This window comes from Streptococcus mitis (assembly GCF_003942795.1).
GTDB lineage: Bacteria > Bacillota > Bacilli > Lactobacillales > Streptococcaceae > Streptococcus > Streptococcus mitis_BJ.
Genome location: NZ_RJNY01000009.1, coordinates 51,043 through 63,730, shown reverse-complemented (window position 1 = coordinate 63,730; position 12,688 = coordinate 51,043). Strand labels below are relative to the sequence as shown.

The 12,688-nt window shown below is 39.9% G+C and carries 13 protein-coding genes; 1 reads left to right on the top strand and 12 read right to left on the bottom strand.

The window, feature by feature from the left end:
- Positions 1-49 precede the first annotated feature (49 nt).
- The 8 genes from D8847_RS05495 to pbp2b form a co-directional block, all read right to left on the bottom strand.
- Positions 50-556 carry a hypothetical protein gene (locus D8847_RS05495; protein WP_125840892.1) on the bottom strand — a complete coding sequence of 169 codons (507 nt, stop codon included), beginning with the start codon at positions 554-556 and terminating at the stop codon, positions 50-52.
- Positions 553-2,133 carry a polymorphic toxin type 44 domain-containing protein gene (locus tag D8847_RS10635; RefSeq protein ID WP_185757929.1) on the bottom strand — a complete coding sequence of 527 codons (1,581 nt, stop codon included), beginning with the start codon at positions 2,131-2,133 and terminating at the stop codon, positions 553-555. Before D8847_RS10635 ends, D8847_RS05495 begins: the two co-directional genes overlap by 4 nt.
- A gap of 181 nt (positions 2,134-2,314) precedes the next feature.
- The gene (locus D8847_RS05485) at positions 2,315-2,947 is read right to left on the bottom strand and encodes a hypothetical protein (RefSeq protein ID WP_125840891.1); all 633 of its coding nucleotides are present in this window, start codon (positions 2,945-2,947) and stop codon (positions 2,315-2,317) included.
- Complete coding sequence (locus tag D8847_RS05480) at positions 2,937-4,595, bottom strand: ATP-binding protein (protein ID WP_125840890.1); 1,659 nt, start codon at positions 4,593-4,595, stop codon at positions 2,937-2,939. Before D8847_RS05480 ends, D8847_RS05485 begins: the two co-directional genes overlap by 11 nt.
- Positions 4,586-4,957 (bottom strand): hypothetical protein, encoded by a 372-nt coding sequence (locus D8847_RS05475; protein WP_260467771.1) that lies wholly within the window; start codon positions 4,955-4,957, stop codon positions 4,586-4,588. The genes D8847_RS05480 and D8847_RS05475 overlap by 10 nt, the downstream gene beginning before the upstream one ends.
- Positions 4,945-5,220 (bottom strand): TIGR04197 family type VII secretion effector, encoded by a 276-nt coding sequence (locus tag D8847_RS05470; RefSeq protein WP_125840889.1) that lies wholly within the window; start codon positions 5,218-5,220, stop codon positions 4,945-4,947. Before D8847_RS05470 ends, D8847_RS05475 begins: the two co-directional genes overlap by 13 nt.
- A 304-nt stretch (positions 5,221-5,524) precedes the next feature.
- Positions 5,525-6,121 (bottom strand): recombination mediator RecR, encoded by a 597-nt coding sequence (gene recR, locus D8847_RS05465; protein WP_000966754.1) that lies wholly within the window; start codon positions 6,119-6,121, stop codon positions 5,525-5,527.
- A gap of 10 nt (positions 6,122-6,131) precedes the next feature.
- Positions 6,132-8,174: a penicillin-binding protein PBP2B gene (pbp2b, locus tag D8847_RS05460; RefSeq protein ID WP_125840888.1), complete on the bottom strand. Its 2,043-nt coding sequence runs from the start codon at positions 8,172-8,174 to the stop codon at positions 6,132-6,134.
- Positions 8,175-8,430: 256 nt separating this feature from the next.
- Between pbp2b and D8847_RS05455 the strand changes: the two genes are divergently transcribed.
- On the top strand, positions 8,431-9,282 hold the full coding sequence (locus tag D8847_RS05455) for a MurR/RpiR family transcriptional regulator (RefSeq protein ID WP_125840887.1): 852 nt from the start codon (positions 8,431-8,433) through the stop codon (positions 9,280-9,282).
- Positions 9,283-9,297: 15 nt separating this feature from the next.
- Here the strand turns inward: D8847_RS05455 and D8847_RS05450 are convergent, their stop codons facing one another.
- The 4 genes from D8847_RS05450 to D8847_RS05435 form a co-directional block, all read right to left on the bottom strand.
- Positions 9,298-10,182, bottom strand: a complete 885-nt coding sequence (locus tag D8847_RS05450) for an ROK family protein (RefSeq protein ID WP_125840886.1) — start codon at positions 10,180-10,182, stop codon at positions 9,298-9,300.
- A 17-nt stretch (positions 10,183-10,199) separates the two neighbouring features.
- Entirely contained in the window at positions 10,200-11,117 is a 918-nt protein-coding gene (locus tag D8847_RS05445; protein ID WP_125840885.1) for a dihydrodipicolinate synthase family protein, read from the bottom strand.
- A 171-nt stretch (positions 11,118-11,288) separates the two neighbouring features.
- Entirely contained in the window at positions 11,289-11,933 is a 645-nt protein-coding gene (locus tag D8847_RS05440) for a YesL family protein (protein WP_084868007.1), read from the bottom strand.
- A 20-nt stretch (positions 11,934-11,953) separates the two neighbouring features.
- Positions 11,954-12,406: a YhcH/YjgK/YiaL family protein gene (locus tag D8847_RS05435; protein WP_000575429.1), complete on the bottom strand. Its 453-nt coding sequence runs from the start codon at positions 12,404-12,406 to the stop codon at positions 11,954-11,956.
- Positions 12,407-12,688: the final 282 nt, after the last annotated feature.

The following is a 12,688-nucleotide window of genomic DNA, read 5'->3' as shown; positions in this document are numbered from 1 at the left end:
CAAAGTGAAAAAATAATCATTTTTCTTCATTTTACTTTTCTAGTTTCTTCTATTCACCTGTCACCTGCGCTTCAAATCTAATGTCTCTGTCTGAAATATTCGTTATTTTTATTTGTTTTGCGTTTGGAATCTCAAATTCCCAAGATTCTTTAGATTGAAGAACTACACCTTTTTCTGATAAATATATACTATTATTTGTATCGTTTTCTTTTATGTTTGTTGGGATATTACTTGACGATGAGTAGATTTCGCTAATTTCTTGCTTCAAAACATCATAGTTAGTCCCTAAAAGGTTTCCTTCTCCCTTCTGCCACCATGAGGTTTTCCCAGATAATTCTAATTTCCCACCAGAAATCTTAGATAGATATAATTTGGGTGAGAATTCTTTTTGTTTTGATGTCGGAACTTTTAAAACTATAGAATCACCTGGTTTCAATGTATAATTCGCATTTTTGAAATACAAATAAATACAACATATAAATATGATTGTTACAACAACCACCACTCCTGAACATCCTAGATTCCATTTATTAAGTTGTTTTCTCTTGTTAATCACTTATTATTCTCCTTGTATGAATCTATACCATCTTGGATTGCAGAAGCATCTCCTTCATTATCACCAAAATTCCCATTTGATTTATTTTTGAAAAATTTAACAACATCTTTATCTGAGGCCAATTGAGCTAAACCTGCATAATTTTTGATCTGCTCATCTTCCATTCCTAAATATCCTTTTGCTACATATCCAAACAGATAGTTCCCTAAATAATCATCTCTTAAGTTACCTTCCCACTTACGTGACCAAAGTGAAAATTCAAGTTCATCATTATAATTTCTACTCTTTAAGTCTAAAGGTTTTCCAGTATTTACCAAATTTACAAAATCAGTAAGGTCAATACCAACCTGTGTCAAATCTGCTGAATTTATCATTATATCATCTCCAGGACTTTTCCATACTTTTCTACCTTCGTTAATTAGATAGTTTCTTTGTTTCATGTCTCCTTCATGAATAGATAAAATATCATCAGCTAGATTATTATATACTTCCTTTATATCTATCCCTGATTTTTTTAATTCAACATTAAGATTATCCTCAATAGTATCTTTAATCTTGCTATCAACATCCTTCCAATCTTTATCTTGTGTTAACTCCTTTCTCTTCTTCCAATACTCCTCAAACGCTTCTCTATTACTATAAAACAAATAATCTTCATAAGCTTTGACAATTAAGTCTACTTTTTTCATAGAAGTTTTGTTGCTCTTTTTTATTGTTTCAACTTTTTCCTTAAGTTTCTCTGGATTAGCTCTATTGGTAGCCTCCGCTTTCAATTTTTCTGTTACAACTTGAGGAAATTGTATTTGAGGATGGTGATGTACATAAGATTCTAAAATTTGGAACTCCTTATCGCTAAGTTCTTTTCCATTTTCCAACTTATCTAAGATTTTTTGGTATTCTTTATGCAAATCCTTAGCTTTCTTAGAAGAATCATATTTTGCACTCTCAATCTTCACATCCTTCATCTTCTGTACCCAACTCATGTCCACACCGTCCGCATAGTAGTTTCCATCGCTGTCGACAATGATTTTACTTAGTTGCGTGGTTCCCTTGATAGCTAAGCTGAGGATTTCTAGGCTATCGTTGAAATACTGGGAAACCTGTGAGACAAAAAATTCTAGTTTTTCAATCTTGTCATCCAAATCTTGAATACCTGACTCGATTTGAAACTTGGTATTGTAGAGGATGGTCTTCTCAGAGAAGGCTTTCCCCCAATTGAGACTAAAGAGGTCCGTGATTTGATTTAGCCAGTTCTCCCTCGCTTGAATCTGAGCTTCTACGATAGCTAACTGCTCTTCCCTCAATTTTTTCAGTTCCTTGAGCTGGTCTAGGTCCAAATCACCATATCCTGAGACCTGAGCATCTGCATGTTCGTAGGAAGTCAACTCTAGTTGGATATCGTCTACCGCTGCTTGAAGCTTCTTGATGCTGGGGATGATAACATCTGTAAAGAGACCTTTACCAGCTGTGTAGGCAGCTCCTGTCAGCTCACCTGAGTTTAAAGAGGAAATCAGGTGGTCACATCCACTAGATAAACGGTCTGTGACTTCATTTGCGACTTGGAGATTGTTGGTCATGGCCTGAATCAATTCTTGGGATTCTTGTGCGCTGGTTTGTCGTCTACTTGGTGATGGTGATTGTGTAGGACTTGTTATTGGTTACATAAAAAAACTTTCTCCCCTTAGTAGTTGATAACAATTCCATTCTTTACCAAATGAATACCTTTTTGATTGTTTGGAAGCTCTCTAACATCATGCTCTATCCATTCTGAAAAATTTCGTTCTCTTTCCTTTTTCTATGCTGACCCGACCACCTGATACACTGCAACAATACTATCATACGAAGAACCAAATAGACCAATCGAAAGATTTTCATCTTTCCAAGAGCTGATAAGAAGTTTTTCCTTGCATTCCCCACTTCTTGAACTAACTGCTCAACCGTCTTACCTGTTTCCTCTTTAATAGCAACTGCATTCTTTGAAATCAAATAATAATTTTGTTCTAAACTGCTGATATAGGCTTTGGAAATTGGCTCGTCTAAGAAAAAATATACTCTATCAGCATACTCATCTTCAGACAGTGTATAGTATACTTCAGCTTCACTCCCCCATTTTTTAGGAAAACTAGTTATTCTAATATTTCCATAATCTAAATGCATAATTCCAACTAAAACGTCATTAGTCCATTCTTCCGCATAATGGTATAATTTCATTTTCTTATCTACCATTGGCCAAACCATAACATACCGACTATGCATGAATTCCTTAGTCAATGCAGAGTTACTTGCCAAACTGGTCGCACCAATCTCATATACTGACCAAATAAGAACTATGAGCATCAAGACAGCTTGAGTTGGTTTGTTTTTATAATAGTTTTTCATTTTATTTAACATTTTGCTCTCCGATAGAAGGATTGGGTTTATCTAAATCTTTTTGGAAATGTTGGATAGCATTCATAAATTTTTCGAAAGTTGATGATTGTTCACTAGAATGAGAAGAGACATATAATTTATAAGTTTCTTCTAATTTCTTCATTCCTTTCGTGTAATCCCCTTCTCCAATATTTTGAACAAATTCATAAGCTCTATAGCCAGATGTTCTCTCAACACTATCATAGTATGAGTTTGTAACATCAACTACACTATCTCCGTTCTTCATTTTGTGGTAAATATTAACAGCATCTAAATCTGAACGATAATCATCATTGCCAAGACTAGGAGAAATTCCCATAGCACCAGCTACATCACCTTGCCAACCCGCTAAATCATCCTCATTTTCTATTCCATGATTATCTGTAAAATGTGCAGAAATGGTGGCAGCCATATGAGAATAATCTATTGTTCCTCCAAATTGAGACAATAATTCCCTTACTCTTGCTTTCTGCTTCTCGTCTAATTTATTATAATTTCCTTGACCATATACTTTCTCAGAAGCTAAATTCAGTTTACCTTTTATCTCATCATTTGTATCTCCCTCTTCAATCTTTTCCAATCTCGCAAAATTATGCTGATTCTGGATAGCCTTCTGAATCGTATCAATTTCATAATCTTTTAATCCATATTTTTTCAGTATGTATTGTAGTTTATCGTTTATGCCAACTTTTATGCCATTCACCCCGTTTGGACTATATAATCCAGCGACAATTTGCCAAGCACCATAAGATTTGTCACCATAAGAGTATGAAGCAACTATCTTAAAGAATTCTACATTCGCTTTCTTAGCACCATACTTCTTTTCCATACTAGCATATAATTTTAGTAATATTTCTGATTCAGTTTGACTAAACCCATATTGCTGTTGGAGTGTCTGAATAGATTTTTGTTTTTTACTTATTGGTATGGATGTCTCAATTTTTTGATTTTCAATCTTCACATCCTTCATCTTCTGTACCCAACTCATGTCCACACCGTCCGCATAGTAGTTGCCATCGCTATCGGCAATGATTTTACTTAGTTGTGTAGCTCCTTTGATAGCTAAGCTGAGGACTTCTAGACTATCGTTGAAATACTGGGAAACCTGGGAAACAAAAAATTCTAGTTTTTCAATCTTGTCATCCAAATCTTGAATACCTGACTCGATTTGAGACTTGGTATTGTAGAGGATGGTCTTCTCAGAGAAGGCTTTCCCCCAATTGAGACTAAAGAGGTCTTTGATTTGATTTAGCCAGTTCTCCCTCGCTTGAATCTGAGCTTCTACGATAGCTAACTGCCCTTCCCTCAATTTTTTCAGTTCCTTGAGCTGGTCCAGGTCCAAATCACCATATCCTGATACCTGAGCATCCGCATGTTTGTAGGAGGTCAACTCTAGTTGGATATCGTCTACCGCTGCTTGAAGCTTTTTAATGCTGGGGATGATAATGTCTGTAAAGAGACCTTTACCAGCTGTGTAGGCTGCTCCTGTCAGCTCACCTGAGTCTAAAGAGGAAATCAGGTGGTCACATCCACTAGATAAGCGGTCCGTGACTTCATTTGCGACCTGGAGGTTGTTAGTCATGGCTTGAATCAATTCTTGGGATTCTTGTGCGCTGTATTTTACTCCCATGGTAGCCGGTTCCTTTCTGATATCAGTTCTTCTCTAGCTTCATCGAAAGACCGACGAGCCTTCTTCGTTTGTTTTCCCAATTCATCCAGTTCCTCATCTACATAAGAGTTGACCTGTCGTTGAATGGTTCTATTATCACTTTCGATTTGCTCTATCACCTGACGAGAACTAGGCGAGATAGCTAATAGAGTCGCCATACGATGGTGGATGCTCTGGATTTCTGAGTGAAAGTGAGTTAGCTGCTGTTCATATTGTCTTTTTAGAGTCTGAAGACTTTCTTCTTTATCGTCAATCTTGACAATTTCTCTCCACAGTTTGTAGCGTTTTTCTTCGTTCTTATCTGCCATTTTTAATGTTCCCACCTCTTAGCCTGCTCTACATCGCGTTTTTCAATCTTATGAGCAATTTCTGGAAACTTATTTGCTTGGGTCAAAACAGCCGAGCTGAAATCACTGACCGCCTGTAGCATTTGATTGCAGGCCTGACGTCCCGCTTCCATCCCAGCAATTTCAGAAGTATATGAAAACTCTACTTGCTGATTTTGCTTGTTGCTCGTGTCATACCCGACCAATTCATTAATAGCTGCCTCTGCTGCTATCGTGCTAGATTTTATCTTTCCACCCATACTTCAAACTCCCCTTATTTATTATATATTGATCATATCATAACACAAAAATAGTACGATTTCAAAACAAATCCTAAGGGCAAATGCGCTCATCTCCTTAGAATAAACTCTATCGCTCAGTGAATGAGTTTGACAAAGGCGGCATTAATGATTTTGGAGATCCCCTTTCTGATTCCTTATAGTTTGAGTAGTTTTATTAGCAAGGTTTGTCCTCCCTTTGTGAGAAACAGAAAAAAACAAAGCCCTAAGAAAAATTCCTAGGGCTTGTCTTATACGTCAAAATGAGCTACGTTTTTACTGACTCCTACAACTCTGTCCGATTTTCAATGGCTCGTAAAAGTGTGACCTCATCCGCATACTCGATATCTGCTCCCACAGCTAGGCCTCGTGCTAGACGAGTGACCTTGATACCAGCTGGTTTGAGCAAACGAGATAGATACATGGATGTCGCTTCTCCATCCGCTGTCGCATTGGTTGCCACAATCACCTCTGAAACCTCACTATCCATGAGACGAGTCATGAGGCTCTTGAGGTTGATATCGTCTGGACTGATACCATTCATAGGAGAAATGAGACCGTGCAAGACATGATAGAGTCCGTGGTATTCTTGGATATTTTCCATAGCAGCCACATCGCGACTATCCTCTAGCACCAAGATGGTTGTCTGGTCTCGAGTCGGATCCGTACAGATAGAGCAAGGATCATCATCGGTCAAACGGCCACAGATGGAACAATAGGTCAATTCCCGCTTGGCAGATAGAAGATTTTTGGCAAATTCATTGACATCGTCATCAGACATTCCAATGGTATAGAAGGCTAGGCGGGTAGCCGTTTTGATCCCGATACCTGGTAACTTTGAATAGCTGTCAATCAGCTTTGCAATAGGTGTTGGATACAGCATAAGTCCCTTTCTAATTCATTGGATGGTGTTGGTGATAAAGGTTGATAATATCACGCGCAATTGAAGGTCCGACACCGTTTGTTAGGTTGGTGTTATGAGGAAAGACGACTGCGACTGCGATTTGGGGATTTTCGGTCGGTGCATAGGCGACCGCGTTGGTATTATTGGCCTTTTGACCGCCATTAACGTAACTTTCGGCAGTACCCGTTTTCCCGCTGATGGAAACGGCTGCGCCATTTGAAAAGGCACGACCAGTTGTCAGAGCGCTCGTTCCATGCGAAACTTGATAGAAACCTTGGTGCAAGAGAGCCATATCCGCTTCTGAGATATTGATCTTGTTCAGTTCCTTGGTGGCTGTTTCTTGAACTAGATTGCCTAAGCCACCTTGTTCATTGTTTCCATAAACTCCCTCAACGATGTGAGGAGCTAAACGCACACCATTGTTTGCAATAGTTGCGACATACTGGGCTAACTGCATAGGTGTGTAGTTGTCAAACTGACCAAAGGCGTTATTAATATAGTTGGCCAAATCAAATTCTTTTGGTGTAAATCCTGTAGATTCATCTGGGAGGTCAATCTCTGTTGAAGCTCCAAGTCCATATTCTCCAAAGGTTGATCGCAACTTGCCCATTGCAGTTTCTAACTGATCAGTTGCGACTATCATATTTGGCTGGTAGGACTGCCCCATGATCCCTAGCGCAGTCTGAACCATGTAGGTATTAGAAGAGTACTCTAGAGCCTCAACTGCTGTGATAGGGAAGGAGCCATAGGACAAGGTATACCATGAATTGATCGGAGCCGAACCTTGGAAAACAATCGGCTGATCTGTCAAAGTTTGATTTCCTGACAAGACCCCATTTTCCCAACCAGAGCTAAGGGTTGCCGCCTTAACGACAGACCCTGGTACAAAGACATTGGTTATCGTTCCAAGCGAATCTGAACTTAATTCACCGGATTCGACATCATGCTTGACACCTGACATAGCTAGAACTGCACCGGTTTTAGGATTGAGGGCTACAGCATAGACTCCTTCAGAGTATTTGGCTCCACCGTTACCCAACTCCGAGTTGAAGTAGCTCTTGAGTAGATCATCCACACCATTCTGGAAAGCTAGGTCAACCGTTAACTTGATGTTGTTTCCTTTGCTTCCTTCTTCGACATTTTCCACACTTTCCATATTTCCGTGTTTGTCTAGGTGGATTTCTTTGACGGAGCGTTTCCCTTGAAGAACATCTTCATATTGCTTTTCAAGATAGGAAGTTCCCACTCGGTCATTGAGAGAATACCCTTTTTTCAAATAAGCGTCCACTTCCTCTGCTGGAAGACCTGATTTTTCACTTGATACACTACCTACAATTGAAGACAAAGAAGTGTCTAGGACTTTTCTATCCCATGAGGTTGAAATACTGATACCTGGTAATTCCTTGGATGCTGATGCAACGAGAGCAACTTGGGTATCATTCAAGGCATCCGTAGAAATGGTGCCCGTCGCAAAATTTTCAACGGCATTGAGCTGACTAAAGAGATAGATTTCCTTTTTCTGGTCATCTGTATAATTGAGTTGACTCACGTCAATACTTTCAACTGCATTATTATAGAGAGTCGCTTCAGATAAGCGGTTCCCATCTGAATCTAGGCGTTTATCACTTGGCAAGGATTCGACTGTTTTTTTGTAAACGTCCTGGTCCGCCAAGTAGTAGTCTGCAATCTGACGGTCTGTCAAATTAGGGGAGGTCACATTCACATATGTGAGAAGTTTCTTGGCTGTTTCCTTCAATTCAGCTGCTGTCATTTTATTGTTTCGTGTGAAAGAAACAACCTGCTTGACAGTGTTTTCTACCAAGGATTTCCCTGCCGCATCATAGATCTGTCCACGAGCTGAACTGGTTGTTACCCTTGTTTGGCTGGCTGAGGCCAATTTTGTTTCATAGAAATCTTTATTGAGAACCTGCATGTATAACAATCGACCAATAATGGCCATAAACAACAGGATAACAATGGCAAACAGTAAATTAAGCCGAATAGGAATCGAATGGCTATTGAATTTTCTCATACAACTAAGACTCTTTTCTAGAAAAGTTTCCAATTTTCACCTTTATTTACATATAAAATAATAGAGCAAACAGGTGAAGCTCAGTACTTTTCATTGTACCATATTTTACGGAGAAACTCTTGGAAAAGTCGAAGCATTTTTTGACTTTCAACTGAAAATGCCTTTTTATTTAGTTATCCTAACTTCTATGATATAATGATAGTAATAGTTAGGAAAGCGTTAACCTTTAAGACTTTGACTCATAAAAAGGAGCCTCATGAACAAGCCAGACATCGCAACCATAATCGACCTCCATTTTGAAGAATTAACCGAGCTCGAGCAAGAAATCGCTCGCTATTTTTTACAACCTGAAACGATCCAAGATGATCTTTCTTCTCAGCAAGTCACCCAGAAATTACACATCTCCCAAGCAGCATTGACCCGCTTTGCCAAAAAGTGTGGTTTTACAGGTTACCGAGAATTCGTCTTTCAATACCAGCATCAGGCTAGTAAACAGGATACTCATTCCCACAAACATAGTCCTTTGACCAAACGTGTTTTGCGAAGCTACAGTATCATGCGAGAACAAACGCAGGATTTGATTGACGAAGAACAACTGGAACGAGTCGCCCAGTTAATCGAAGATGCTGAGCGTGTCTACTTCTTTGGAACAGGCAGTTCCGGTCTTGTCGCTCGTGAAATGAAATTGCGTTTCATGCGTCTAGGTGTGGTCTGTGAAGCCTTAACCGATCAAGACGGCTTTGCATGGACGACCAGCATCATGGATGAAAATTGTCTCGTACTCGGTTTCTCACTTTCTGGTACAACTCCTTCTATTTTAGACAGTCTATTAGACGCAAAAGAGATGGGGGCCAAGACCATCCTCTTTACCAGCGCTCCAAACAAAAATAGTCAGGCCTATACAGAGACCATTCTTGTTGCCAGCCACAGCCAGCCTTCCTACATTCAACGGATATCCGCTCAACTCCCCATGCTCTTCCTTATAGATTTGGTTTATGCCTACTTTTTGGAAATCAATCGTGAAAGCAAGGAGAAAATCTTTAATAGCTATTGGGAAAATAAAAAACTCAATGGCTATCGTAGACAAAAACGCGTTAGAAAATCCTAGTTTGGTTCAACCAAACTAGGATTGTTTTGTCTTGAAATGGTAGTACGCACCGAGCATCCCTGCTGTATTTTGGTGATGGGCAAATTCTAATCTCGTCTTATCTGCTAGACTTGGCACCAAGGCATCTTTTAAGGCTGTGCGGATCTTTGGCTTGAGAATAGCCTCTTGCCCCATGATACCACCACCGAGAATGACCACTTCTGGATTGGCAACGTAGCAAATATTTGCCAGACCTTTTCCTAAATAGTCTACCATGCGGTCAATGCCAGCCATACAGATCTTGTTTCCTTCGGTAGCTTCCTTGAAAATGCGCCGACCATTCCACTGGTCAACTGAATCTCCATGAGCTGCTGCCACATATTCTACCAAGGCTGTCGTAGAAGCAAGATCCTGGAAAGCTCCATCCTGCATATGCATATAACCGACTTCGCAAGCTGAATTGCTAAATCCATGGAAGACTTTCCCATCCATAATCAAGCAACCACCGATACCGGTTCCAATGGTCAAGCAAAGTGTGACACTCGCTCCCTTGCCTGAACCAGATACTGCCTCAGCTAGACCTGCACAGTTGACATCATTTTCAATCTCACAAGGGATCTCAAAGGTACTCTCGATTTCCTTTTTGAAGTTGGTTCCTGCATAGTTGGGAATCTGAGGACCAGCATAGAAAATTTCACCCTTATCAGGATCCACCATTCCTGCAGAAGAAATGGCAACACCTGCTACTGGGCCTTTTTCTAAATAGCTGGCTACGATATCTTTTGTCTTTTGTAAGATATGAGGACCACCCTTATGCGCCTCGGTTGGCATTTCATTCGATTCAACAAGTTGGCCTTCTTGGTCAATCAAGCCATATTTGATATTGGTTCCACCGATATCAATTGCAACGTAGTGTGTCATAAATACCTCCTTATGGATTAGAGGAAGCGCTCCTTGGTTTCACGAATCAAGGTTGCAGCTGCTTCTACAACTGGACGATCTTCTTCGGTTACTGGCGTCAATGGTGAACGAACAGAACCAACGTTCAAGCCCTCATTGAGTTTCAAGACTTCCTTAATCACACCATACATATTTCCATGTGCAGAAGTGAGTTTGCCAATGATCGAATTGATAGCGTATTGCAATTCACGCGCTGTTTCCAAATCTTTCTCAGCAATCAACTGATTGAGTTTCAAGAAGAGTTCTGGCATCGCACCATAAGTACCACCAATACCAGCTTTGGCACCCATGAGACGGCCACCTAGGAACTGTTCATCTGGACCATTAAAGACGATGTGGTCTTCTCCACCAAGGCTGACAAAGGTTTGGATATCTTGAACTGGCATAGAAGAGTTCTTAACACCGATAACACGTGGATTTTTCAACATTTCAGTATAAAGACTTGGAGTCAAAGCAACTCCTGCCAATTGAGGAATGTTATAAATCACGTAGTCTGTGTTTGGTGCTGCAGCACTAATGTCATTCCAGTATTTGGCAACTGAGTATTCGGGCAAGCGGAAGTAAATCGGTGGAATCGTTGCAATGGCATCTACACCCAAACTTTCTGCGTGGCGAGCAAGTTCCATACTATCTTTGGTATTGTTGCAGGCTACGTGAGCGATGATGGTCAATTTCCCTTTGGCAACTGCCATGACTTCTTCCAAAATCAACTTGCGGTCTGCCACACTTTGGTAGATACATTCACCAGAAGAACCATTGACATAGACACCTTGAACACCTTTATCAATAAAGTATTGAACCAAGGCACGCGTACGCTCTGGACTGACTTCTCCTTGATCATCATAACATGCGTAGAAGGCTGGAATGACACCTTCGTATTTTTTCAAATCTGACATAGATTTTCTCCTAAGATTTCTTTTTTTCTGCTGAGAGCAGTTCTATTTTTTACAAGTTTAGTATACACCTTGTGAAAATCGCTTTCAATATCTTGTATACACTTAGATTTTAGTTTCTACTTGTATTTTAGAAACTGTAACGATTGAAAGTAGTTTCAGAAACAAGTCATCCTACTGGTATTTGGCGAAAATTTTCTCCATCAATCCTGCTTGGAGAAAGACCAGCAAACCAAAACCAAAGAGGATAAAGGCTGACCCACCCAAAAGGAGAGTGAAGGCGGATAGATAAAGAACCATCACAATAAGAAAGAGAATGGCTAACATGAGGAAGAACCAAGGAAAGTTAAAACTTGCCAAGATAAGCCCTTTTTGCAGCACTTCTTTCCAAGACAAATCATAGCGCGCAGCAATGGGATAGCTAGCCAGCATCACGAGAGTGAGGAAGATGAGAATCCCCAAACAAATAGCTTTCACAACTTGAAAAGGCAAAGCTGTCTGACCCCAGAAGAGATAGAGATCTAGAAGGCTTAATGACACAATGCCTAACTCCAGCAAACCTAACTGGAAACCCAGTTTCAGATTTTGCTTGAAGGCTCTTAGATAAGTTCTAAAGACTGGTACCCGTCTGCTTCTCTTAATCTCAAACATGGTTTCATAGAGGCTAATTTTCGCCACTCCAATCGTCACAATGGGCAAACAAGATACGACAAAAAGAAGATTGACTGTGACGATATCCAAGACCTTCTCACTGAAACGCATGAGAAAATTATCTGTATCAAATGCTGCCTTGATAAGGCTTACTCCTTTTTGTGCCATGTTTGCTCCTCCTGATTCTTTTAATCAATCAAAATTTTAAAGAGATACTTGCGAACTTTTTCTTCCATCCCTGCGTAGCCATTTGGCTGGTGAGGTTCTCCTGGGAAGAAAATTGCAAAATTGTGATAGCCCAGCAAGAGTGGGTATTTTTCATGACAATGGACAAAGCCAATGTCACTCGCTTCGTCGAATGCTACTGCTTCGTCTTTGATACGTGAACCGTAGCTCGAATATTCATGTCCTTCTACCAGCAAATGCAAGTCTGCATAGTTCTTATGGTGCTCAAATTGATCATTTTCAGCTTGATTGAGGACATTTTCCTGCACAACTAGAAAGACCTTGTCCCCGTCAATCTCATACTTTCCTAACTCGAAAGAATCTTTACGGTGCTGATAGAGATAGTCGATAGCCTTATCTAGATTGGGATGGATCCCCTTGTAAAAGGCGATGTTTTTCAAATCGTCAAAAATCATACTGTTTCCTTCGTTTCTGATAGTTACTATTTTTCAGTTTCGAATTATCCTTCCTCTATTTCCCTGTAACAGTGCGGACGGAAGCAAATTACTTCGGGATTTCATCCCTAATTTTTGAGCCTTTCACTCCTCCATCGTCAGTCTCAAAAATTCCGTCTAAGATAAGCGTAAGATTCTTATCTTAGATACCACTAAAGCGGAAAATAGCCACCATAAAACGAACCTACTCTAACTAGTATCATGAAAAGAGTTCATTCTTAAGTTTATAAGTGTCTGACAAAA

Excerpts from the sequence above, each read along its gene's own strand:
- D8847_RS10635 (WP_185757929.1), bottom strand. The coding sequence starts at position 2,133 with ATGACCAACAATCTCCAAGTCGCAAATGAAGTCACAGACCGTTTATCT.
- D8847_RS05485 (WP_125840891.1), bottom strand. The coding sequence starts at position 2,947 with ATGTTAAATAAAATGAAAAACTATTATAAAAACAAACCAACTCAAGCT.
- D8847_RS05480 (WP_125840890.1), bottom strand. The coding sequence starts at position 4,595 with ATGGGAGTAAAATACAGCGCACAAGAATCCCAAGAATTGATTCAAGCC.
- D8847_RS05470 (WP_125840889.1), bottom strand. The coding sequence starts at position 5,220 with ATGGGTGGAAAGATAAAATCTAGCACGATAGCAGCAGAGGCAGCTATT.
- recR (WP_000966754.1), bottom strand. The coding sequence starts at position 6,121 with ATGCTGTATCCAACACCTATTGCAAAGCTGATTGACAGCTATTCAAAG.
- pbp2b (WP_125840888.1), bottom strand. The coding sequence starts at position 8,174 with ATGAGAAAATTCAATAGCCATTCGATTCCTATTCGGCTTAATTTACTG.
- D8847_RS05455 (WP_125840887.1), top strand. The coding sequence starts at position 8,431 with ATGAACAAGCCAGACATCGCAACCATAATCGACCTCCATTTTGAAGAA.
- D8847_RS05450 (WP_125840886.1), bottom strand. The coding sequence starts at position 10,182 with ATGACACACTACGTTGCAATTGATATCGGTGGAACCAATATCAAATAT.
- D8847_RS05445 (WP_125840885.1), bottom strand. The coding sequence starts at position 11,117 with ATGTCAGATTTGAAAAAATACGAAGGTGTCATTCCAGCCTTCTACGCA.
- D8847_RS05440 (WP_084868007.1), bottom strand. The coding sequence starts at position 11,933 with ATGGCACAAAAAGGAGTAAGCCTTATCAAGGCAGCATTTGATACAGAT.
- D8847_RS05435 (WP_000575429.1), bottom strand. The coding sequence starts at position 12,406 with ATGATTTTTGACGATTTGAAAAACATCGCCTTTTACAAGGGGATCCAT.